Here is a 23,411-nt window from a genome sequence, read left to right on the forward strand (position 1 = left end):
CTTTAGTGCTTTGAATGGGGGCTCATGAGGGAGCCGCCGGTGAGATCCTGTACTGAACATTCGCTATGGCTTCCTACCGAGGCCAACCAGAGCGAGGCGGCGACCTCATCGCCCAAAGTCTTGGGACCGGCGTCGTACGTTGAGCTCTCAAGACGTACCTGCAGCCCGGCACCGAAGCGCGGCCGGCCCAATACCGTCAGCTGGGTGTCCAAGCCAATACCCAACGACTCCAGGTGACGCAACAGCTCCGGATCGTGGTCACTGATGCGGCTGATGCGCCCGGTGTGACCGGGATCCAGCTCATCGAGCCGGTGGGACGGGGCCATGGTGATCCGGCCCTGAGAGTCGGGAATAGGGTCCCCGTGGGGGTCGCGCACCGGGTGGCCAAGTTTGGCGCTCATGCGCTCGATGAAGTGCTCCGAGACGGCGTGCTCCAACTGCTCCGCTTCGTCATGAACCTCATCCCAGGTGTAGTCCAGCTCCTGCACCAGGTAGGTCTCCAAGAGCCGGTGCCGGCGCACCATGGCCAAGGCCAAAGCTAGGCCCGCAGGAGTCAGATGGATGGGGCTGTAGGGCTGGTGGTCCACCAAACCCTGATCCTTGAGCTTGCGCACCATTTCCGAGACCGAGGAGTTGGCCACGCCGAGCCTGGTAGCCAGCACCGAGGACGTGATGGGCTTATCTTGCCATTCGGTGTAGGCATAGATGACCTTGACGTAGTCTTCGATGCTGGAAGAAGTGGCAGTTGTTTTCACGTCCTCAACACTACCTGTTAGGTCTGGCCGGTGAACGTCAGCCATAGCAGCACTACGTTCAGGGCGACGATGAGGACCACGCTCAGCAGCGCCGTCAACCGCAGCGGGAGACCGTCGCGATGGACGCCCATGAGGTCCTTATTGGCGGTCAGTCGCAGGAGGGGGATGAGCGCGAACGGGATGCCGAAACTAAGCACGATCTGGCTCACGATCAACGCCCAAGTGGGGTCAACACCCACCGAGAGCAAGATGATGGCCGGAATCAAGCCCACCATGCGCCGGATTTGCAAGGGTATCCGAACCTTCAGTAGTCCGCCCATGATGGCGGATCCGGCATAGGCTCCCACCGATGTGGAGGCCAGCCCTGAGGCTAGTAGTCCTACGGCAAATACGACGCCGATCACCGGACCTAAGCTGTCCACAATTGCCGCGTGGGCACCTTCGATGCTGTCGGTTCCAGAAACTCCACTCAGCGTTGAGGCTGCCAGTAGAAGCATGCCGATGTTGACTGCTCCTGCCAAGATTAAGGCCAACACCACATCTATGCGTGTGGCCTTGATGATGCGCTTGAGTTTTTCGGGGGTGTTGCGTGCGTCGGGGTGGCGGTCCCTGGCCAGCTGTGAGTGGAGGTAGATGGCGTGCGGCATGACGGTGGCACCGAGCATGCCGGCGGCCAGCAGGACGCTGTTGGCGCCGTCGAACCGCGGGATCAGGCCGCCAGCGATGCCAGCTGGATCCGGCGGGCTGAGCACGAGCCCGGCCAGGAATCCGATGGTGATAATGACCAGAAAGAAGATGATGACGGTTTCAAAGTGCCGCTGTCCTCGCCGGTTCTGAACGGTCAATAGGGCCATGGAGGCGATGCCCACGATCAGTCCGCCGATCGGCAGAGGTATCTGAAACAGCAAGTACAGGGCTATGGCGCCGCCCACCACTTCGGCGAGGTCGGTCGCCATGGCTACGAGCTCGGCCTGTACCCAGTAGAGCCGGCGCGGGGTGGTTTTGTAGCGTTCGCCGAGATGCTGCGGGAGCGATTTACCCGTCACTACGCCGAGCTTGGCGGATTGATACTGGATCAACATGGCCATGATGTTGGCTGCGACCAGCACCCACACCAGCAGATAGCCGTAACTGGCGCCGGAGGTGAGATTGGCGGCTACGTTGCCGGGATCCACGTAGGCGATGGCCGCTACGAAGGCAGGCCCCAGTAGCAACAACAGGCCACCGCGAGGTCTACGTTGGGCCTTGGTCTTGGCGGTGTCGAGCAAATCGGTACCTTTCGATACGCCTACGTTACATATTTAGGCATACCGAAATCATAGGGTGCGTGGTTGGCGTTGTCGAGTGGGTGTGAGTATTGATTCCTTGCTCTACTATGGCGGCGTTGCTTGTTTATCTAGCGCTTCTTGACTCTCTAGAGCTTCTTGGCGCGCCACGTTTGGGACGTGTACGGCAGTTCCATAGTCTCGCCGGGAGTGTGGCCCAAATGCTCGAAGAGATACCAGCTCAGATTGTTCATGACATTGGCCCGGATCTGCTCATTTGCTGTGAGGTAGTAGCTGCGCGACTTGGCTAGCTCCATGATCCCTTCTGGCGTTAGCTGCTGCGCCCACTGGGCCTGATGCGGTTCCACTGCCGTGAATTCCGGCCCGACGGTGGGCCGAAAATCCGGTTTGTGAACGTCACCGGCATGCATGATCCGTGCCAGACGGTGAACCCAGGGAAGTCCGATGTCGAGCTGGTTCCAGACCAGTCCAAGTATGCCGCCGGGCCGCAGGACCCGAGCGATCTCGGTGCTCGCGGCGAGCGGATCGCACCAGTGCCAGGCTTGGGCAACCACAGCTAGATCCTTAGACCCATCCGGCAGCTCGATATTTTCTGCAGTGCCTACCATGGTGGTGACCTGAGGCAATTCCGCGAGCAGTTGGTTCAGCATGTCGGCGGAAGGGTCTACAGCGGTGATCTTCCATGGGTGCGCAGCCAAAAGCTGCGTGTACTTGCCGGTGCCGGCCCCAATGTCCACGGCGTCCTGAATGGGGCGGGGGCTCAATGCTGTGAGCCAGTCCAGTGACTCGCCCGGGTAGCCTGGGCGAACCTTGTGGTAGTGATCCCCGCCTTCGAGGAAAGCCGTGGCCATCTGCTGGCGCCGCTGCGCGTCAAAGACCGGACCGCCGGTGCCTGCCATGGTGCTCCTGAATGTTGTCCCGATAATGCGGTTCAACTTTACCGTCCCCGAGGTAGCAGCCCTGACGTTGCCTCTGACGTTGCCTCAGTCGTTGCCTCTGTCGTTGCCGGGCGCATCTAGGGAGCCCTAGTTGTTCTCTTTGAGGGAGTTAGGCATGACCTTCAGCGTGGGGAGAAATCTCCCGAGCAGTTGCTGTAAACGGATCTCGCTTTTGGGTCCCATCTAGCGACGGTCACTACTTTCTAAGACGCTCACCACGCGGAAGTAAAAATTGAGAGAGCGCTCTCTTGACATCTGTGATTGGCGTCACCTAAGCTCATGGATATTCAAGAGAGCGCTCTCACAAACTATTCGTGAGAGTGGAACACAGACAAAGGAGTACTCATGAAATTCTCACGAACTAAGAAAATCACCGCGATTCTTGGGGTGGCGTCCCTAGCCTTCGCCGTTGCTGGCTGTGGCGGAGATGGTGGCGGCGGAGGGAACGAAGCCGCCAGCTCTGAAAATCCCGTCACCTTGACCGTCACCACATTCGGCCAATTCGGTTACGACGATCTGTATGCCGAGTACGAGAAGCAGAACCCCGGCGTGACCGTCAAGGCCAACAATATCGATGGCAGCGCCAATGCCCGTGTCGATGCGTTCACGAAGCTTGCAGCGGGATCAGGTCTGAGCGATGTAGTGGCTGTCGAAGAGGGCTGGCTCGGTTCGATCATGGAGGTCTCAGATAAGTTCGTGGATCTCAACGAGTACGGTGCCGCGGACATCAAAGACAACTGGGTCGACTGGAAGTTCAAGCAGGGAACTGACCCCGACGGCCGTGTGATTGGCTACGGCACCGACATCGGCCCCCAAGCGCTGTGCTTCAACAGTAAACTCTTCAAAGCAGCCGGCATGCCGACCGACCGTGAGGAAGTAGCGAAGCTCTTCGGCGGCGACGACGCCTCGTGGGAGACCTACTTCGACCTGGGACGCAAGTACAACAAGGCCACAGGCAAGGCGTGGTACGACCAGTCGGCATTTGTGTGGAACTCGATGGTGAACCAGATGGACGAAGGCTACTACACGGCCGACGGCAAGCTGAACATCGAAGGCAACGAAGCGATGCGGGCCCAGTTCAACCTTCTCGCCAGCGGCACCGCCGATGGCCTGTCAGCGAACCAGAAGCAGTTCGACTGGGGCAAGGGCAAGGCATTCGTTGACGGCTCCTTCGCAGTGCATGTCTGCCCCGCATGGATGCTTGGCACCATTAAGGAACAGCTGGAGTCCGCCGGTGGCGGCACCGAGACCGGCTGGGATGTAGCCGACGTCTTCCCCGGTGGCGCCTCTAACTGGGGAGGGGCATTCCTGTCCGTACCCGAGAGCTCCGAGCACCCTGCCGAGGCCGCAAAGCTGGCAGCGTGGTTGACCGCTCCTGAGCAGATGGTCAAGCAGTCCGCCGCCGCGAACAACTTCCCGAGCACACTGGACGCACAAGCCAAGATCGTTGAGGCAGCCGTTCCCAACGAGCTCTTCAACGATGCTCCGTACGGTGCTATCTTCGCGTCTCGAGCTGAAGGTGTTGTGGCCCAATTCAAGGGCCCGAAGGATTCGGTGATCCAGGAGAACGTGTTTGCACCGGCTCTGAAAATCTTGGATACGAAGTCCGGGAGTGCCGACGAAGCGTGGGACGAGGCCATTACCCTCCTCAACGACCTCGTTGTGAACAACTAGCCACACTGGCCGCGGGGCCTCCGGGACAACCGGAGGCCCCCTCTTTGAGTCTGGAACCGTCATGACCACGACATTGAACCGCCCGTCTACCAACAGCTCTGCTGACAGCAAATCAACACCGACTTTCCGTCAGCGCCTCAACGTTTTAGATGTAAAGGCGTCTCCCTACCTTTACATCGCACCTTTCTTCATTCTCTTCGCGGTCGTGGGTCTGTTTCCTCTCGGCTACACGTTTTTCGTCTCGCTCTTCGACTGGCACCTGTTGAAGGGGCAGGGCGAATTCGTCGGTCTGCAGAATTTTAAAGAAGTGCTCCAAGACCGTTTCTTCTGGAACTCACTCTTCAACACAATGAGCATTTTCCTGCTGTCGACAATCCCGCAAATCGCTGTAGCCTTGCTCATCGCTGCCGTTCTGGATCAGAACCTGCGGGCCAAGACGTTCTGGCGTATGAGCATCCTGCTCCCATACATCGTCACACCTGTGGCCGTCGCGCTGATCTTCGCGAACATGTTTGGTGAGCAGTACGGACTCATCAACAACATCCTGGAAAGCCTCGGGATCGATCGCATCATGTGGATGGATGAAACACTGCCGAGCCACATCGCGATCGCCACGATGGTCAACTGGCGCTGGACCGGCTACAACGCACTGATCCTCCTAGCCGCCATGCAGGCCGTACCCCGCGACATCTACGAATCCTCGGCCATCGACGGGGCAGGACCGTTCCGCCGTTTTTTCAGCATCACCCTGCCCAGTATCCGACCCACCATGATCTTTGTGGTCATCACCGCCACGATCGGCGGGCTGCAAATCTTCACAGAACCCAAGCTCTACGATCCGCGGACGGCAGGCGGAACCGGCAAGCAATTCCAGACCACCGTCCTGTACCTCTGGGAAATGGCGTTTCAGCGCAGCAACTTTGGCAAAGCGGCCACCATCGCCTGGCTGTTGTTCCTCATCATCATCTTGTTCGGTCTCTTGAACTACCTGATCTCACGGAAGATCGCCACCACAGGTGACGGGCCAGGACGGGGCAAAAGTGCCAGAAGCCTCCGTCGCAAGCGCTCCACGGCACCCGCCGTTTTGCTCCCCAGCGTCGGCGCTCAGCCCCCGGCACCATCTGCTACGACTCCGGCAGCCGAGCCCGCCGGGGAGACGGCCGGAACACCAACAGACACCACCCCGAGGAATGGACAATGACTGCTATAAACACCAAGCCCCGGCCGGCGCAAGTCCCGAATGCTAGGCCCCAGACCATGCGGAGGAGACTGTTCGGCAACGGACGGCGCCCCGGGTTTCTGACCTACGGGCTGCTGATGGCGTTTTTCCTGGCATCCGCCTATCCGCTCTGGTGGTCCGTGGTCATTGGCAGCCGGTCCAATGAAGCGCTCGGGGAGACGTGGCCACCGCTGTTTCCAGGAGGGAACTTCTGGACGAACGTTGGCGAGGTCTTCGACACCGTCCCCTTCTGGCTGGCCCTTGGCAACAGCGTGCTGATCTCCGGCATCATCACCGTCTCGGTGGTTACCTTCTCAACCCTGGCAGGTTATTCATTCGCCAAGCTGCGTTTCCGCGGTCGCAATGGTCTGATGGTCGCCGTCGTCGCCACCATGGCCATCCCGACACAGCTGGGCATCATCCCACTGTTCATGCTCATGCGTACGCTGGGCTGGACAGGCGAGATCGGCGCCGTCATCATCCCCACGCTCGTGACCGCATTCGGCGTGTTCTTCATGCGGCAGTACCTCGTGGACGTCATCCCCGATGAACTGATCGAATCAGCACGCATGGACGGCGCGTCCATGATCTCCACCTTCTGGCACGTAGCGCTACCCGCAGCACGGCCCGCCATGGCCATCCTAGGGTTGTTCACCTTCATGACAGCGTGGACGGACTTCCTCTGGCCCCTCTTAGTGCTCGACGCCGGTAACCCCACCCTGCAGACGGCGCTGAGTCAGCTGCAGTCAGCACGCTACGTGGACTACTCGATTGTCCTCGCCGGCGCCGTACTGGCCACCCTCCCGCTCTTGGTGATCTTCGCCGTAGCGGGACGTCAACTTATATCAGGAATCATGCAAGGAGCTGTGAAGGGCTAATGCCATTCGATCAAAAACCTAACCTCATTCTCACCCCGTCCACCAGGAGCTGGCCCGAAGGCTTCATCTGGGGCTCGGCCACAGCGGCCGCGCAGGTGGAAGGAGCCAGCCATGAGGGCGGTAAGGAAGACTCCGTGTGGGACGCCTTCGCACGCGTGCCAGGTGCCATTGCCCACGGCGACACACTCGTAGATGCCGTGCAGCACTATCACCGGATGCCCCAAGACGTGGCGATCATGAAGGATCTGGGTCTGGACTCCTACCGCTTCTCGACGAGTTGGTCGCGTGTGCGGCCCGGAGATAAGGGACCGAACACAGAGGGCTTGGACTTCTACTCGCGGCTTGTGGACGAACTCCTCGGTGCTGGCATACTGCCGTGGCTGACCCTCTACCACTGGGACCTGCCACAGGCTCTTGAGGAAAAGGGCGGCTGGGCGAATCGCGACACCGCCTACCGTTTCGTGGACTACGCCAACGACGTTTATTCAGCTCTCGGTGATCGTGTTCAGCACTGGACCACCTTCAACGAACCATTCTGCTCCTCGCTTTTGGGTTACGCGGCTGGTGTGCATGCTCCCGGTAGGCAAGAGCCGGATGCGGCCGTCGCCGCGATCCACCACCAGCACCTAGCTCACGGACTAGTTGTCAATGAGCTCCGTGCCCGCGGCGCCCAACAGTTAGGAATCACGCTCAACCTCAGCAACTCGATCCCGCGTGACGCGCAAGATCCGATCGACCTTGACGCCGCTCGCCGGTTCGACTCGCTGCAGAACCGGATCTTCCTCGACCCGATCCTGCGGGGTGCTTACCCCGAGGACACCTTGGCTGACCTTGAGCAGTTCGGCATCCGCAATGTCATCCAACCCGGGGATTTGGAGATCATCAGCGCCCCCATCGACTTCCTCGGCGTCAACCATTACCACGATGACCTCATCAGCGGTCATCCTCTCAATGAGGGCGGCGACGGCCACTCGGGCGGCGCAACCCGTCCGACGTCGTCGTGCTGGATCGGTTCGGAAGATATTTCCTTCCCCAGCCGTGACCTGCCGCGTACGGCCATGAACTGGGAGGTCAATCCGGATGGCCTGCGGAAACTCTTGGTCCGGCTCGGTGAGGAGTACCCCTCGCTCCCGCCGCTGTATATCACAGAGAACGGCGCTGCCTACGAGGACATCGTCAGCAGCGATGGCGCGATTCACGACGTAGAGCGCACCCAGTTCATCCTCGACCACATTGCCTCGGTCGGGGACGCTATCGAACAGGGAGCGGATGTACGTGGCTACTTTGTGTGGTCGCTGCTGGACAATTTTGAATGGTCATGGGGCTACGGCAAACGTTTTGGCGTGGTTCGCGTGGACTATGACACCTTTGAGCGGAGGGTGAAGGACAGCGGTTTGGCTTATGCTCAAGTCATTGCCGCGGCGAAGACCGTCAACTACGCCGCTGCCAACGCCTAGAGTAAGCCCTAGAACACACTTTTCGACATTCCGGAGATCACCATGATGCAAGACGCCCGCGGGCCCCGACCCATCGCCACCCTTGAGATGGTTGCTGAATTGTCTGGGGTCTCGCGGGCCACTGTTTCCCGCGTCGTTAACGGCAGCACCAGCGTGAAGCCGGAACTGGTGGAAGTGGTGAGGAAGGCAATTAACACCCTTGACTACACGCCCAATCGGGCCGCCCGGTCCCTCGTTAATCGCCGTGCGAATGCCGTGACATTGATCGTGCCGGAGTCCACGACGAAAGTGTTCGCAGATCCCTTCTTCGCTTCGGTAGTGCAAGGCATAGCCACCTATTTAGCCACGACCGATTACACGCTCAATATGGTCATCTCCTCGGAATCAACGCCGGAGAAGACTCGCAGTTTCCTCTTAGGCGGCAATGTGGACGGCATCTTGGTGGTGTCCCACCACAGCGGCGACAGCACGTGGACGCAACTTCTAGGATCGCTCCCCATGGTGTTTGCCGGACGGCCCCTGGTCGGAGGAGAGGAAAGTTATTATGTGGAGGCCGACAACGAGGAGGCGGCGTACAACATCAGCCGGCTGCTGACTGAGCGTGGCAGAAAGCATATAGCCACCATCGCCGGGCCGCAGGACATGCCCCCGGGAGTGGACCGGCTTGCCGGATGGCTCGCGGCCATGCAGGATGCCGGGCTGAGCAAAGACCTCCAGGAGCTTGGCGACTTTTCCCTGCTTTCGGGTGTCAATGCCATGAACCGGTTGCTGGATCGCGGTGTGCCTATTGACGCGGTTTTCGCAGCCAACGACCAAATGGCGGCTGGAGCCTACTCCGCCATTAAGGGCCGGGGACTACGTATACCTGAGGACATTGCCGTTGCCGGCTTTGATGATGATTCCTTCGCCACATCCGTCACTCCTGCTCTGACCACAGTGCACCATCCGATCGAGGAACTCGGCGAGAAAATGGCCCAGACCCTCGTGAAGCTCATTGAGGGCAAACCCACTGAACGCGTGACCCAGATATACACATCACTTGTGGTTCGCGATTCCGTCTGATTCTTTTATCCACCGTCGCGCTCGAAAGATACCTTATGCTTACAATTCCTGCCAGTGACGTTTCCCCGTCCACAGCGACAGGCCGTCCTATCCGATGGGGAGTGATTGCCACAGGTTCGATTGCCCAGCGTGTGGTGCAGGACCTTGCACTCTTGGAGGACGCCATTTTGCATGCCGTCAGCTCCCGGTCTGAAACGTCCGCCCGCAATTTCGCCCAAGCCCATGGATTCTTAACGTCCTATTGGGACTCCGAGGAAGCCTCGGGCTTAGAGCAGCTGCTGGCTGACCCGGCGGTGGAGATCGTCTATATTGCCACTCCACATGTGCAGCATCACGCGGTAGCGCTCGCAGCTCTCAACGCCGGCAAGCATGTCCTCTGCGAGAAGCCCCTCACCATGGATGCGGCGCAGGCTCGGGAGCTTGCGGATCTGGCACGGGACCGCGGGTTGTTTCTCATGGAAGCTGTGTGGACACGGTTTCTCCCCAGCTTCCGCCGCGCCGTGGACATAGTGCGCGGGGGTGAAATCGGGCAGCCACGCTGGGCCCAGGCTGATTTGGGATTCGCGCCCGCCTATGACCCCACGTCCCGAATGTGGGATCCGGCCGCCGGTGGGGGAGCGTTACTGGACTTGGCGGTATACCCGCTGACCTGGGCTCTGGGCATGCTTGGCGAAGCCAACAGTATTCATGCCAGCGGCACCCTCACCCCCAACGGTGTGGATCTGCACAATGCACTCTCCCTGACCTACGACGGCGGCGGGCACGCGCACATCATCACCTCCATCGGAAGTGAATGCCCAAGCATCGTTACAGTTGGCGGCACAGAAGGCTGGTTACAGTCCTCCGGTCCTCTGTTCAATCCGGCTGAGCTCATTGTCCAGCCCCGTCAGGGCACACTACGCAAGGAAACCTTTGAAGTTGTTGGGAACGGCTTTAGCTACGAACTTCGTGAAGTGAGCCGCTGCCTGCAGGCCGGACTGCTTGAAAGCCCTTTCATGACTGTCCAAGAATCCGTGGACATGATGGGGTTGTTGGATGAGGCGCGCCTGCAAATGAACGTGCGCTATCCCAGTGACACCTTGGCTGCGCTAGCGTCTGGTGTGAGGGAGCTGGGTCAGTCCGTTGTGCAAGGGGCTGCCCCCGCTGTACCTGGGGTATTCGGAGCCCACTGCGGGTAGCTGCGATCATCGCTCGCCGGGACCCAGCGCCCGGCATCCACCACGTAATCCCAGCCCAGGCCCTCGCGCAACAACGCCGCCACTCCAGCGATCAATCGCCGGGAATCCTCAAGCCGGGAACCCACTCCAAAGCTGGCGCGTAGCGAACCGGCCGGCAAGCCCAGACGGTTCAGCAATGGGTGGGCACAGAATTTTCCGTCACGGACCCCAACGCCATGCTCGGCGGAGAGATAAGCGGCGACCAGTCCGGCGTCGTACCCGGTAACCGAGAAATTGACGACGCCGATGCTCCCGCACTCCGGGTGCGTGTGCGCGTCCTGGAACAGCGAGTGGACCGTGACGCCGTCGATCTCGTTGAGCCCTGCCACCAGATGGGTGCGCAGGCTCTGCTCGTGATGGTGCCAGTCATCGGGGTCCAAAGCGGACAGTACCGAGGCCGCTTTGGCGAGGGTTGCAGCGCCCAGCACGTTGGGAGTGCCGCCTTCGTGGCGGGCCGGGCCTTGCGCCCAAATGATCGATTCGAGCCGGACATCCTTCACAGCCCCGCCGCCAGCGAGGTGCGGGTGGCCAGCGTCGAGCCAATCAGGGCGACCCACCAGAACGCCCGCGCCGAAGGGGGCGTACAACTTGTGACCGGAGAAGGCCACGTAGTCAATTCCGGTATCGGCCAGGTTAATGCGGCGGTGTGGAGCCAGCTGGGCGGCATCAACCACGATCCGGGCACCATATTGGTGCGCAAGAGTGGCCAGTTCCGCGATGGGGAGCACCTCACCGGTGACATTGGAGGCGCCGGTGACAGCTAGGAGCAGCACGTTTCCGGCGCGGAGCTGCGTTTCCACGCGGGCCAGAGTGGATGCGATGGAACTGGCGGCCACTACGGAACGGTGGGGGAGTGCCTGCCAGGGCAGCAGGTTGGCGTGGTGTTCAATGTCCAGATACAGCACCTCGCCGTGGACGTTGGAACGGCCCTCGGCGTAGCCGCGCCGCTTCAGGAGCGATTCCACGCAGCCAGCCAAAAGGTTCAGCGAATCGGTGGTGTTGCGGGTGAAAATGACGGTGTCATCCGCCCGGGCGCCAACAAACTGGGCCACGATTTTGCGGGCATTTTCATACACCGAGGTGCTCACTTGCGAGGCGAAGCCGGCCCCGCGGTGAACGCTCGCGTAATACGGCAAAACCTCGTTCAGATGCACTGCCACTTCTTCAACGGCCGGGGCCGACGCTGCGTAGTCAAGGTTTGCGTACCGCACCTGCCCGCCCTGGATTAGCGGAGCGGCCAGGTCCTGACCCACCACGGGTAACAGGGGCGCGTCGGCAAGTTGGATGTGGTCCAAGACGGCAGAGCTCATGAGAAATTCCTTTTACACCTTGGGACCTTTTGGGGGTGCCAAGAAGTCCGCGCTTGCCAGAGCCGAACGGCTTTGGCCAGGTCGTCACCCGGGGCACCCCGCCGCGAAAGGAGGGTTGCCGGCCAGCAAACCGGGGTTTAGCGCTGGCACTCGTGACCTATGCCCCAAAGAGTAGCCCAAGATTTTTACTGGTGCATCTATTACGTTTCGTTTCTCTTAGCTTGGCTACCACGGCGGCAGGGGAGAAAAAGAACGACGGCGGGAGGCCGCCGTCGTTCTTAACTCATCTGTGCTTCTTGCTGGGAAGGGGTGGGGACTAACCCAGCAGGTCATCCCAATTCGGGTTCAGACGCCGCAGAACTTCCGTGTGCAAGATGGAATTGGTGGCCAATGCGTTGCCGCCGAAGGGGCCTTCGGCGCCTTCGAGTGAGGTGAAGCGGCCGCCGGCTTCCTGCACGATCGGGACCAGAGCCGCCATGTCGTAAAGGTTTAATTCGGGTTCGCAGGCAATGTCGACGCTGCCCTCGGCAACCATGCAGTACGACCAGAAATCGCCGTAGGCCCGAGTGCGCCAGACATCGTCGGTGAGGGAGATGAACTCGTCGCGGTTGCCGCGCTCCTTCCAGCCGGTGAGCGATGAATAGGATAGCGAGGCGTCTTTGAGCTCGGCGACATTGGAGACGCGGATGCGGGTGGCTGCTGCGAGGGATTTGCCCATGTACGCGCCTGTTCCCTGTGCCGCCCACCAACGTTTGCCCAGGGCAGGTGCGCTGACTAGCCCAACGACGGGAACGCCGTCGTCCACCAGTGCGATTAGCGTGGCCCAAACAGGAACGCCACGGACAAAGTTCTTGGTCCCGTCGATGGGGTCGATGATCCAGCGGCGCGAACCGTGGCCACTGCTGCCGAACTCCTCGCCCAGCACGGCATCACGCGGGCGGACCCGGGACAGCTGGCCACGAATAGACTCCTCGGCGGCCTTGTCGGCATCGGTGACAGGGGTCAGGTCCGGCTTGGTCTCAATGGCCAAATCCAGCGCCTTGAAGCGGGACATGGTCAGGGAATCCACGCTGTCTGCCAGCACGTGGGCCAGGCGGAGGTCATCGTTGTACGTCTGGGGTGGGGTCATCATACGTTTACGCTATCGCGGTTTAGTTCTAATCCCTGCCATGACGCCACTTTCAGGGACGTATACGCACCACTGGACTCCAGTGGCGCGTATAGCCACCGGCGCCCTGCACGCATACGCACCACTCGAGGTGAGTGGTGCGTCTAGGTGCTCATACGCACCACTTGGCCTCAGTGGTGCGTATGAGTGCGGAGCGGGCGTGCAGAGGGGGTGAATCAGGCCAGGTTAATCAAGCCAAACCGCCAGGATGCGGGATTACCGGGTCCTACTCGATGATGCCCAGTTCCTTCTCGGCGGCCCGGCCTTCGGTGCGGTCGCTGGTGCCCAGGAGGCGGCGCAACGAGGCAAGCCGAGCCGGTCCGGATGCACCAGCGTGCCCGGCGGCAACGTAAGTGTCTACACCGCAGTTGACCGCGGCAGTGTCGTGCTTGCAGCCGCGTTCGCAATCATCGGTGCCGGGCTGCAGATCGGGGAAGGCCTGCAAGATCCTGTCGGGATCAACGTGGGCCAGACCGAAGGAGCGGATACCGGGGGTGTCAATGATCCACGAGCCGGGCTGGGAATCCTGCAGCTTCAGTGCCAGTGCCGAGGAGGAGGTGTGGCGTCCCCGGCCGGTGACGGCATTGACGCCGCCCGTGGCACGCTGCGATCCGGTCAGGGCGTTGACCATGGTGGACTTGCCCACTCCGGAGTGGCCCACTAGAACGCTGACCTTGCCGTCCAAATAGCCATGGAGCTGTTCTACGGCGCCGCCGGCCAAGAGGGCTGAATCGCCGTCATCACTGCGGGCGTCGATACCGGAGGCGCCATCTGCAGCAGTTCGGCTGATGATGACTGTCATGTCCAGGTGTTCGTAGTTGGCCAGCAGTTCGGTCGGGTCCTTGATGTCGGTCTTGGTGATCAACAACAGTGGCGCGATGCCGGAATCGTAAGCGGCCACGAGCGCGCGGTCGATGAAGCCGGTGCGCGGTTCCGGGTTGGCGGCGGCCACCACAATAACCAATTGGTCTGCGTTGGCTACGACGGCCCGCTCCACGGGATCGGTGTCATCGGCGCTGCGCCGCAACAAGGTGCGGCGTTCTTCCACCCTGACCAGCCGGGCCAGAGAATCAGGGTTGCCGGTGGTATCGCCCACGAGCGCCACGAAGTCTCCAGCAACCACTGGATTGCGGCGTAATTCCCTAGCCCGAGCCGCAATGAGGATGCGCTGCGTGGGTTGGTCCTCATCCACGATTGCCGTGTAGCGGCCGCGGTCCACCGTGATGATCCGACCAATGACGGCATCATCATGGGCGGGCCTATCTTTGGTGCGCGGACGGCTGCCCTTCTTGTTCGCCCGGACGCGGACATCGGATTCGTCCCAGTTGCTGTAATCCCTTGCCATGTTCTATGCCTCGGTTTCAGCCGCCGCAAGGTGCGCGATGCTGGCTGATGGTTCGGCTGTTTGGGCCACCATCGCCGCCCACATCGCCGGAAAATCGGGCATGGTTTTGGCTGTGGTGCCAATGTTTTCCACTTCAATACCTTCTACTGCCAGGCCAATGATGGCGCCGGCTGTGGCCATCCGGTGGTCGTGGTAACTGTGGAACACGCCAGCGCGCAGGGGAGCGGGGTTAATGATGAGGCCGTCTTCTGTTTCCTCAGCGTTGCCGCCCAAAGCGTTGATCTCGGCAACTAGGGCAGCGAGACGGTCGGTCTCATGCCCGCGCAGGTGTGCGATGCCACGAAGGCGCGACGGCGTTGACGCCAGTGCGCAGAGAGCCGCCGTGGAGGGTGCCAGCTCAGAGGTGTCGGAAATATCCACGCCACGGATCTCAGCGCCGCCGGTCACCGTCAGCACGCCGTCCTCGAGAGTCACGGTGGCGCCGAACTGGGGAAGAATTTCACGCCACTTATCACCCACCTGAGTGGTTTTGGTGGGCCAGTTAGGGATACGCACAGTACCCCGGGTGGCCAATGCGGCCGCCAAGAACGGTCCAGCATTGGACAGATCCTGCTCAAGGGAAACATCAAAACCAGCAAGAATAGCGGGCTCTACGATCCAATGATTGGGGGTGGAATCGTCCACGGAAACGCCCATAGAGCGCAGGATTTCAACGGTCATGGAAATGTGGTCCACGCTGGGAACCGAGTCACCAATATGCTCCAGGTGCAGTGCTGCGTTTAAACGCGGGGCCACTAGCAGCATGGCAGAAATGAACTGCGAGGAACCTCCGGCATCAATCTGGACATGCCCACCATTAACAACGCCGGTGCCGTGGACGGTGAACGGCAAGAAGCCATCCTCACCGTCCTCGACCCGTACCCCGAGCCCTGCCAACCCGGCCACAATGGGAGCCATGGGACGCACCAAAGCTGCCGGGTCGCCGTCGAACTTTACAGCGCCGGACACCAAGGCCGCCAGCGGCGGAACAAAGCGCATGACCGTGCCAGCCAGCCCGCAGTCCACCACGATGCCGCCGTTGGGCGCGGTGAAATCGGCGGGGATGGGGGTGACCACCAAATCCGGAACGTCCCCGCTGCCGGGAACCTCAGTGATGCCAGCGCCCAAGGCACGCAAGGCGCCGATCATCAGATCGGAGTCACGCGACTGCAGCGGTGCGCGGAGGCGAGATTCACCCTTGGCGATGGCGGCTAGAACAAGATACCTGTTGGTCAGCGATTTGGAGGCCGGAATGGTGACGGTGGCGTCCAGGGGTGTTGCGCTAAACGGTGCGGGCCAATGGGCGGTGGTCATGAATATTTACTGTCCTGTCACGTCGTGGGCAAGCGCACGGACCTGCTTGTCCGCATTTTTGAATTGAGTCTTGGCACTCTTTTTGCCGCTCGCGAGCAGCTTTTCGGTGCGCCACGCCAGTCCCGGACGGCCCTCGGTATCCACGCTGGCCAGCAGGACGCCACCAATCAGGCCAATGCTCTTGGTCAGCTGATTGCGGCGGTGCGAGCGGTTTTCCTTGGTGTCGGTGTTCGCATTGCGATACTCCACCACCGTGTTCAGCCCGGCAGTCAGCGCAAGCACGACGGCGGCTGGCCGGGAAAACTTGCCGGCAGCCAGCAGGACGCCGGCCCCCACCTGGGCGCCGGCAAGGATGCGGGCAAGATTCTTCTCACTGGCTTCCACTGGCAGGGCGGCGCTGAGCGGACCCAAGACAGGCGCCAGCTGAGCTGCGGTCGCATCTGCGTGGCGCAGCCGATCCAGACCGGAAAAGATGAACGATGATGCCAGCATAGGGCGGGCAAGAGCGCGAATAATGGACAAGGAGGCCTCCTTCATGGTGCGGACAGCCATCCATGGGCGGCCCGGGCCGGCCCACAGAAGGCTCATGCTGTGTACCAGTCTCCCACGACTGGAACCGCCGATGCGGTCATTGCGGAATATCCCACGCCGTTACCCGGTTTACATCATTAGTGGCGGCTTCTGTTGGGGCCGCCAGTTGAGAAAAATCATGATCGGAAAGGCGGCAATGCAGACACTAAATACTTTGGCGCCTCCAGTAACTGACGTGTTACTGCGTGTAAGCATAGACTCGAACATGATGAACACTTCCGAGCCTGAGCAAACCGTCAGCACCGTTCCGCAAAGCGCGCCCGTAGTGGTGAGCACGGACGTTGCCGATGTTGATGTTGCCAATGAGACCCCTGAAGCAAGGCGCGCACGTTTTGAGCGCGACGCCATGGTGTATGTTGACCAGCTGTATTCGGCCGCTATGCGTATGGCCCGGAATCCCTCGGATGCCGAGGATCTGGTACAGGAGGCTTACACCAAGGCTTTTTCTGCGTTTCACCAGTACAAGCCGGGTACCAACCTCAAGGCGTGGCTGTACCGGATCCTGACCAATACGTACATCAACTTGTACCGCAAGCGACAGCGCGAGCCCCTGCAGTCCAATGCAGACAGCGTCGAGGACTGGCAACTGGCACGGGCGGAATCGCACACCTCCAAGGGGTTGCGTTCGGCGGAAGCCGACGCCTTGGATCACCTGCCTGACTCTGATGTCAAGAAAGCATTGCAGGCTATTCCGGAGGAATTCCGGTTGGCCGTCTACTTTGCAGATGTAGAGGGATTTGCCTACAAGGAAATCTCAGAAATTATGAACACCCCCATTGGAACTGTGATGTCGCGGTTGCACCGGGGACGCAAGCTTTTGCGTGACATGTTGGCTGACTATGCCGTGGAGCGCGGCTACCTCAAGGATGCCGACCAACTAACTGATACGGAGAAATAACCATGGGCGACTGTCAAAGCCTTGGCGATTGCGACGACCAACGCATCGTAAGAATTTATGAATACCTCGACGGTGCGCTGTCCCGCGATGACCTTGGCGAGATCAAGGCCCACCTGGACGATTGCGCTGACTGCACTCAAGAGTACGATCTGGAGTGCGTCATCCGCTCCGTGGTGAAGCGCTCCTGTAAGGAAGCTGCCCCGGAAACCCTCAAGGAAGCCATCTTGGCGCGCCTGCATGAAGGACGCCCGGCCGCCGTATAGCAGTCTTGCGGAACGTGCCTTGCGCTGGCCCTAGTGCGTTTTGCGCTGGCCCTAGTGTCTGAGCTGCTTAGACGCCCGGGCTCGGTTCCATGGGGTTGTCGGCCTCTGGACGCTCGGCTTCTGGCCACTCTGGTTCTACGCCTGCGGAAGCTGGACGCATGGAGATGGTGCTGTACTGGCTGGCTGGGCGGCCAGTCATGCGCCGGTGCAGCGAGCCAGCGATCTGGTGCGCTTGAACTTTTGCCAGCTCCGCCTTCTCTCCGGCGAACAGCTCATCGACGGTGGTGGTCCACAACTGCAACCATCGGTTGAAATGATCCAGCGTCAGCGGCTCCTTGGCATGGATGTCGAAGTGAATTTTCAATGCATTCCTCCTGTACAGGCCCGCCTTGAACAGCACAGTCTGCCAAAAATCCGCCATGATCGGCATATGCCGAGGCAGGTCCATGTGCACCACATCGGTGAAGATATGCCCAATCAAATCATCCTGGAACGCCTTGGTATAGAACGTCTCCACCAACAACAGAATGTCTTCTCGGGTGCCGATGTCGCGGCGATCCATAGCCGGTGTCGCTGCCGCTTGTGATGATGGGGTATAGGCGTTGAGGTTCGATGCCGTTCTGCCGGAGTTCCGTGCTACGCGTTCCATCCGGGCCTACGCAGCCACGGCCAGGACCAAGAGGATCCCTGCGATCGGTAAGGCGATGACCTTCAATACTTCAGAGCCGATGTAGGCAATGTGGCTTCCTGTTGCGACCTTGGCCTTGACAGCGGTGCTGCCTGCATGGCTCCGAGCGGTTTGTGCCAGTGCCTTGGTCCGCTTGGCCATAGCTGGGCGCAAAAAGACTGTTTGCACGGCCAGTGCCACAATGGGTAACGCCAAAAGGATGCCGATGGGTTGCGTGACCAGGTCCTGTTGTTGAGTCCACGCTCCCACAAGAAGTACCGCCATGATCGCCTCCACCATGTTCAGCACCTTGAAAACAAGCCTGCCAATACCCACACCCAGTGCGTGCGTCATGCCCGGTGCCTTGAACTTCAAAGGGGTTTCAATGAACGAGATGGCAGTGACCATGCCGAACCAAACAAACGGCACCATGATAAGCAGGACGAGTGTGAACATTCTCAGTTTTCTCTCAAGACTCTGACGGTGAGATAATTTTTTGTTGATATGCAAAAGCCCGTCCTGCCATGGTGGCCGAACGGGCTTTTGCTGTGTACGTCAAGACCTACGAGTTGGGACGCTTACCGTGGTTAGCGCCGCCCTTCTTACGGTCCTTGCGCTTACGTGAACGCTTCGACATAGCTGCCTCCAATCATTAAAATTGAGATCTCTAAAAACGATCCTCATATAGTTTCGCATAGGTGACACATCGGCACCTAACTGGCGGGCAGTTGAGATTTGTCCGTGGTGCTTTACCTAGATACGTGACGCACCTAAACACCAGATGCAGCCGTGCAGCGCTACACCGCCTCGGGGATCTCCAGCCACTGATACCAGCCGCGGTGCAGTACCAGCCAGGCCATCAGGCCGTAGCCTGCCTGGCCGGGGGCGCCGGCGTTGGCAGCGACATCGTTGCGCCACTGCTCGTGGTTTTGCAACGGCGTGAAGGTGTCCACGTAGTGGTGCTTGCGGCGCGTGGTGACATCGGCAAAGGCCGTGTTCAGCTCCGCCAGCTTCCGGTTCAACGCCGGATCTAGCGACGGTGGCGGGCCTACCACGAACACGGGGATGTTCAACTGGGTGGCGCCGTCAAGGATGTTCGCCAAGTTCAGCCGGCTGCGGGCCGTGGAGAGGCCGTACTCAATGTCGCGGCCCGAAAGCCCAATGACCAGACGGTTCTCATGGAAGTCGTCGAAGCGACGCCCCGCCTCCGTAAGCCACCGTCCCGCCAATGCCTCGGTGCCCTCGCGTGGGCTGGCAAGGACGAAAGGCTCAATGGAGACGGCGTCGGAAGGGGTCCTGGCTAGGACCCGTCCCAGCCAGCCCAAGGCGCGGGGATCGCCCACACCGGCCACTAATTCGTCCCCTACAGCTACAATTCTCAGGTCCCGTTTTTCCACGGCTCCCCTTTTCCTTCGTTGACAAACAGTGAAAGTCTAAATAGAAGATGCCCGGCCTGATAATACAGACCGGGCATCTCCGTGTGGCTTAGCTACGCTCGAAAGCCTGCTTGACAAGCATCGTTTGCTCAACCGCGTGGTTCTTGGAGGAACCGGTGGCCGTGGATGCCGAGGCCGGACGGGAAACCCGCGAAAGCTTCCTATCCAACTCGGGGGCCAAGTTCAGGCCCATGAACGGCCACGGACCCTGGTTGGCGGGCTCGTCCTGTGCCCACACCAGATCGGCGTTGGGGTACTTAGCCAGTTCAGCCTTGATCTCATCCAACGGCAGCGGGTACAGCTGCTCCACCCGGACAATGGCGACCTTGTTGTCCTCAGCCTTATCACGTGCTGCGATCAGATCGTAGTACAGACGGCCGGAGACCAAGACGACGCGGTCGACGGCGTTGTTATCTACCGTTGCATGCTCACCGATCACGGTGCGGAAGCCGCCAGTGGTGAAGTCTTCCACCGAGGAGGCGGCAGCCTTCAGGCGAAGGAGCTGCTTCGGAGTGAAGATGATCAGCGGCTTGCGCGGGCGGCGGTAGGCCTGACGGCGCAGCAGGTGGAAGTGCGACGCCGGTGTGGTCGGGTTGGCCACGATCATGTTCTCTTCGGCGCACATCTGCATGAAGCGCTCAATGCGAGCTGAGGAGTGGTCCGGGCCCTGACCCTCGTAGCCGTGCGGCAACATGAGGACCAGTGATGAACGCTGGCCCCACTTCTGCTCGGCAGAGGAGATGAACTCATCAATGACGGTCTGGGCGCCGTTGACGAAGTCACCGAACTGGGCTTCCCAAACAACCAAAGCGTCAGGACGCTCAACGGAGTAACCGTATTCGAACGCCATGGCAGCGTATTCGCTGAGCAGGGAATCGTAGATCCACAGTTTGGCCTGGTCTTCGCTCAGTTCTGTCAGCGGGTTCCAGACGTTGCCGTTGGCACGGTCGTGGAATACAGCGTGACGCTGCACGAAGGTGCCGCGGCGGGAATCCTGACCGGCCATGCGGACAGGGACGCCTTCCATGAGCAGTGAACCGAAGGCCGTGAGCTCACCAAAGCCCCAGTCGATGCCGCCTTCGCGAGACATCTTCTCGCGCTTTTCCAGCAAGGGCTTGAGCTTGTGGTGCACCTCGAAGCCTTCGGGGATGGCCAGGTGAGTTGCACCGATATGGGCCAGCATGTCGGCGCTGATGGCGGTGATCTGGGGATCATTGACACCAGAATCGGCCTGCTGGGCCATGGGGCGCTCCAGATCCGAGATGGCCTGGGCGTCCTTGGTGATGATCGGGATCGGGGAGGTCTGGGCGGCATGCGTTTCGGCGAAGACACGCTCCAGACGCTCCTGGTAGTCGCGCAGCAACTGCGTGGCTTCTTCTTCGGTGATGTCACCACGGCCAATCAAGGCCTCGGTGTACAGGCGGCGTACGGAACGCTTGGCCTCGATCAGGTTGTACATCAGCGGCTGGGTCATTGAGGGGTCGTCTCCCTCATTGTGACCGCGACGGCGGTAGCAGACCAAGTCAATGACAACGTCCTTACGGAAGCGCTGCTGGAACTGGTAGGCCAGCTGTGCTGCACGTACAACAGCCTCAGGGTCATCGCCGTTGACGTGGAACACCGGCGCCTGGATCATCTTGGCCACGTCGGTGGAGTACACCGAGGAGCGTGAAGATGAAGGCGCAGTGGTGAAACCAACCTGGTTGTTGACCACCACGTGGATGGTACCGCCGGTGCGATAGCCACGGAGCTGGGACAGGTTCAGGGTTTCAGCTACAACACCCTGGCCTGCGAAGGCAGCGTCGCCGTGGACCATGATGGGCAGAACGGGGAAGTTCTCGCCCTGGTCCAAGCGGTCCTGCTTGGCGCGAACAATACCCTCAAGGACGCCGTCAACGGCTTCCAGGTGTGAGGGGTTGGCCGCGAGGTAAACCTTCGTCTCGTTGCCGGCGTCGGAGGTGAACGTACCTTCAGTACCCAAGTGGTACTTGACGTCTCCGGAGCCCTGCACGGTGCGAGAATCCTGTGTACCTTCAAATTCACGGAACACCTGTGCGTAGGTCTTGCCGGCAATATTGGTCAGCACGTTGAGACGGCCGCGGTGTGCCATGCCGATGGCAACCTCGTCCAGGCCGTCGTCGGCTGCATCAGAAATGATGGAGTCCAGCAGCGGAATCAGGGATTCGCCGCCTTCTAGGGAGAAACGCTTCTGGCCAACAAACTTGGTCTGCAGGAATGTCTCGAACGCTTCGGCAGCGTTCAACTTGGAAACAATGCGCAGCTGCTCTTCGCGGCTCGGCTTGGAGTAGGGGTGCTCCAGCTCGTTCTGGAACCATTCGCGCTGCTCAGGTTCCTGAATGTGCATGTATTCGATGCCAGTGGTGCGGCAGTAAGCGTCGCGCAGAACACCCAAGATGTCACGCAACAGCAGCTTGGGCTTGCCGCCGAAACCGCCTGTGGGCCACTCGCGGTCCAAGTCCCAGAGGGTCAAGCCGTAGGTGAGCACATCCAAATCGGGGTGCTTGCGCTGAACGAATTCCAGCGGATCCGTATCAGACATCAAGTGGCCGCGTACGCGGTAGGAGTGGATCAGCTGTTGGATCCGGGCAACCTTGTTGATCTCATCGGCGGGATCAACCTGCAGGTCCAAGCTCCAACGGACGGGCTCGTACGGGATACGCAGCGACTCGAAAATCTCGTCGTAGAAGTTTTCTGCTCCGAGCAGGAGCTGGTTGACCTTCTTGAGGAACTCTCCAGAACCTGCACCCTGGATAACACGGTGATCATAGGTGCTGGTCAGCGTCAGAATCTTCGAAACGGCGTTCTTAGCAATGATCTTCGGGCTGGAACCCTGGTATTCAGCGGGGTAATCCAACGAGCCGACGCCAATAATGGCGGCTTGGCCCTTGGACAGCCGAGGCACGGAGTGAACCGTGCCGATACCACCGGGGTTGGTCAACGAAACGGTGGTTCCGGAGTGGTCATCAGCTGTCAACTTGCCCGCACGGGCACGCTTGATGAGGTCCTCATAGGTGCGCCAGAACTCGGCGAAGTTCAGAGTTTCGGCCTTCTTGATGTTTGGCACCATGAGCAGGCGGGTGCCATCAGGCTTCGGCATGTCAATGGCAATACCGAAATTCACGTGAGGAGGCTGGATGGCAACGGGCTTGCCATCGATCTCGTCGTAGATCACGTTCATCGAGGGGAAAGCAGACAGCGCCTTGATGACCGCGTAACCGATCAGGTGCGTAAAGGAAACCTTGCCGCCGCGGGCGCGGGCCAGATTGGAGTTAATGACCAAGCGGTTGTCAATGAGCAGCTTCGCCGGAATGGCACGCACGCTGGTGGCCGTGGGAACTTCCAGGCTCGAGACCATGTTGGCGGCAATGGCCTTGGCCGGTCCACGCAGAACCGTCTTGACGGCTTCTTCTGGTACCGAAATATCCTTAGCGGACTTGGGTAGCTGGGCAGGAATGGGGGTCGTGCCGGTCCGGGCTGCATCCTTGGCCGGGGCCGGAGGACGCGGAGATGCCGGCGCCTTGGGGGCCACGGCGGGAGCTGCCGGAGCAGCAGCGGCGGGGGCCGGCGTCGTGCTTGCCACAGGAGCGGCAGGAGCAACAGGTGCCGCAACTACCGGAATCTGTGCGGTGATCGGGGCGGAGTTCTCGGCAGTGTGGCGACCGTTTCCAGCCGCGTCATCAGCTGCGAAGCCTTCAAAGAGTGGCCACCACTTTGTGTCCACTGCATTTTTATCGCCCTTGTAGCGCTCGTACAGTTCATCGACGAGCCACTCGTTGCCGCCAAATTCTTCGGGTAGACGGTGGATGGATTGCTCTGGCACGTGTATTACGCCTCTTCCATGAGTTCTTGTTGCCCGTTGTGCATGCCCGCGCA

Annotated in this window: 21 protein-coding genes and 1 riboswitch; of the genes, 8 read left to right on the forward strand and 13 right to left on the reverse strand. The window is 60.4% G+C overall.

Annotation, left to right across the window (positions count from 1 at the left end; genetic code table 11):
- Window positions 1–2: 2 nt before the first annotated feature.
- From ACX80D_RS02890 to ACX80D_RS02900, 3 genes are all read right to left on the reverse strand, one after another.
- Window positions 3–755: a metal-dependent transcriptional regulator gene (locus ACX80D_RS02890; RefSeq protein WP_459321090.1), complete on the reverse strand. Its 753-nt coding sequence runs from the start codon at window positions 753–755 to the stop codon at window positions 3–5.
- 17 nt (window positions 756–772) lie between these two features.
- Window positions 773–2,023, reverse strand: a complete 1,251-nt coding sequence (locus tag ACX80D_RS02895; protein WP_459321091.1) for an Nramp family divalent metal transporter — start codon at window positions 2,021–2,023, stop codon at window positions 773–775.
- Window positions 2,024–2,169: 146 nt separating this feature from the next.
- Window positions 2,170–2,940, reverse strand: coding sequence for a class I SAM-dependent methyltransferase (locus ACX80D_RS02900; RefSeq protein WP_459321093.1), 771 nt, complete (start codon window positions 2,938–2,940; stop codon window positions 2,170–2,172).
- A gap of 384 nt (window positions 2,941–3,324) precedes the next feature.
- On the opposite strand from ACX80D_RS02900, the gene ACX80D_RS02905 reads away from it, so the two are divergent.
- The 6 genes from ACX80D_RS02905 (at window position 3,325) to ACX80D_RS02930 (ending at window position 10,447) form a co-directional block, all read left to right on the forward strand.
- Entirely contained in the window at window positions 3,325–4,653 is a 1,329-nt protein-coding gene (locus ACX80D_RS02905) for an ABC transporter substrate-binding protein (RefSeq protein WP_459321095.1), read from the forward strand.
- 61 nt (window positions 4,654–4,714) lie between these two features.
- Window positions 4,715–5,854 carry a carbohydrate ABC transporter permease gene (locus ACX80D_RS02910; protein ID WP_459321096.1) on the forward strand — a complete coding sequence of 380 codons (1,140 nt, stop codon included), beginning with the start codon at window positions 4,715–4,717 and terminating at the stop codon, window positions 5,852–5,854.
- The gene (locus ACX80D_RS02915; RefSeq protein WP_459321097.1) at window positions 5,851–6,750 is read left to right on the forward strand and encodes a carbohydrate ABC transporter permease; all 900 of its coding nucleotides are present in this window, start codon (window positions 5,851–5,853) and stop codon (window positions 6,748–6,750) included. The genes ACX80D_RS02910 and ACX80D_RS02915 overlap by 4 nt, the downstream gene beginning before the upstream one ends.
- Window positions 6,750–8,207, forward strand: a complete 1,458-nt coding sequence (locus tag ACX80D_RS02920; RefSeq protein WP_459321099.1) for a GH1 family beta-glucosidase — start codon at window positions 6,750–6,752, stop codon at window positions 8,205–8,207. The genes ACX80D_RS02915 and ACX80D_RS02920 overlap by 1 nt, the downstream gene beginning before the upstream one ends.
- Window positions 8,208–8,249: 42 nt before the next feature.
- Window positions 8,250–9,269: a LacI family DNA-binding transcriptional regulator gene (locus tag ACX80D_RS02925; RefSeq protein ID WP_459321100.1), complete on the forward strand. Its 1,020-nt coding sequence runs from the start codon at window positions 8,250–8,252 to the stop codon at window positions 9,267–9,269.
- Between the two features lie 35 nt (window positions 9,270–9,304).
- Window positions 9,305–10,447 carry a Gfo/Idh/MocA family protein gene (locus ACX80D_RS02930; protein WP_459321102.1) on the forward strand — a complete coding sequence of 381 codons (1,143 nt, stop codon included), beginning with the start codon at window positions 9,305–9,307 and terminating at the stop codon, window positions 10,445–10,447.
- On the opposite strand, the gene ACX80D_RS02935 is transcribed toward ACX80D_RS02930, so the two are convergent.
- The 5 genes from ACX80D_RS02935 to ACX80D_RS02955 form a co-directional block, all read right to left on the reverse strand.
- Entirely contained in the window at window positions 10,384–11,796 is a 1,413-nt protein-coding gene (locus ACX80D_RS02935; RefSeq protein WP_459321103.1) for an aminotransferase class V-fold PLP-dependent enzyme, read from the reverse strand. The two genes, ACX80D_RS02930 and ACX80D_RS02935, sit on opposite strands and share 64 nt — an antisense overlap.
- Window positions 11,797–11,840: 44 nt before the next feature.
- Window positions 11,841–11,954: riboswitch (SAM riboswitch) on the reverse strand.
- A 158-nt stretch (window positions 11,955–12,112) separates the two neighbouring features.
- Window positions 12,113–12,928 (reverse strand): histidinol-phosphatase, encoded by an 816-nt coding sequence (hisN, locus tag ACX80D_RS02940; RefSeq protein WP_459321104.1) that lies wholly within the window; start codon window positions 12,926–12,928, stop codon window positions 12,113–12,115.
- Window positions 12,929–13,190: 262 nt separating this feature from the next.
- Window positions 13,191–14,309, reverse strand: a complete 1,119-nt coding sequence (gene rsgA / locus ACX80D_RS02945) for a ribosome small subunit-dependent GTPase A (protein WP_459321106.1) — start codon at window positions 14,307–14,309, stop codon at window positions 13,191–13,193.
- Window positions 14,310–14,312: 3 nt separating this feature from the next.
- Window positions 14,313–15,662, reverse strand: coding sequence for a 3-phosphoshikimate 1-carboxyvinyltransferase (gene aroA, locus ACX80D_RS02950; RefSeq protein WP_459321108.1), 1,350 nt, complete (start codon window positions 15,660–15,662; stop codon window positions 14,313–14,315).
- 6 nt (window positions 15,663–15,668) lie between these two features.
- Window positions 15,669–16,184, reverse strand: a complete 516-nt coding sequence (locus ACX80D_RS02955) for a DoxX family protein (protein WP_459321149.1) — start codon at window positions 16,182–16,184, stop codon at window positions 15,669–15,671.
- Window positions 16,185–16,458: 274 nt separating this feature from the next.
- On the opposite strand from ACX80D_RS02955, the gene ACX80D_RS02960 reads away from it, so the two are divergent.
- Together ACX80D_RS02960 and rsrA are read left to right on the forward strand one after the other, a co-directional pair.
- Complete coding sequence (locus ACX80D_RS02960) at window positions 16,459–17,151, forward strand: sigma-70 family RNA polymerase sigma factor (RefSeq protein WP_459321109.1); 693 nt, start codon at window positions 16,459–16,461, stop codon at window positions 17,149–17,151.
- Window positions 17,152–17,153: 2 nt separating this feature from the next.
- Window positions 17,154–17,414, forward strand: coding sequence for a mycothiol system anti-sigma-R factor (gene rsrA / locus ACX80D_RS02965; RefSeq protein ID WP_459321111.1), 261 nt, complete (start codon window positions 17,154–17,156; stop codon window positions 17,412–17,414).
- A gap of 67 nt (window positions 17,415–17,481) precedes the next feature.
- Here rsrA and ACX80D_RS02970 read toward each other — a convergent pair whose 3' ends face one another.
- From ACX80D_RS02970 to ACX80D_RS02990, 5 genes are all read right to left on the reverse strand, one after another.
- Window positions 17,482–18,063: a group III truncated hemoglobin gene (locus ACX80D_RS02970; protein WP_459321113.1), complete on the reverse strand. Its 582-nt coding sequence runs from the start codon at window positions 18,061–18,063 to the stop codon at window positions 17,482–17,484.
- A 6-nt stretch (window positions 18,064–18,069) separates the two neighbouring features.
- Complete coding sequence (locus ACX80D_RS02975; protein ID WP_459321114.1) at window positions 18,070–18,537, reverse strand: hypothetical protein; 468 nt, start codon at window positions 18,535–18,537, stop codon at window positions 18,070–18,072.
- A 106-nt stretch (window positions 18,538–18,643) separates the two neighbouring features.
- Window positions 18,644–18,718 (reverse strand): 50S ribosomal protein bL37, encoded by a 75-nt coding sequence (locus ACX80D_RS02980; RefSeq protein WP_459321150.1) that lies wholly within the window; start codon window positions 18,716–18,718, stop codon window positions 18,644–18,646.
- A 160-nt stretch (window positions 18,719–18,878) separates the two neighbouring features.
- Complete coding sequence (locus ACX80D_RS02985) at window positions 18,879–19,478, reverse strand: GDSL-type esterase/lipase family protein (RefSeq protein WP_459321115.1); 600 nt, start codon at window positions 19,476–19,478, stop codon at window positions 18,879–18,881.
- Between the two features lie 88 nt (window positions 19,479–19,566).
- Window positions 19,567–23,358: a multifunctional oxoglutarate decarboxylase/oxoglutarate dehydrogenase thiamine pyrophosphate-binding subunit/dihydrolipoyllysine-residue succinyltransferase subunit gene (locus ACX80D_RS02990; RefSeq protein WP_459321117.1), complete on the reverse strand. Its 3,792-nt coding sequence runs from the start codon at window positions 23,356–23,358 to the stop codon at window positions 19,567–19,569.
- Window positions 23,359–23,411: the final 53 nt, after the last annotated feature.

This window comes from Arthrobacter sp. Sr24 (assembly GCF_054511175.1).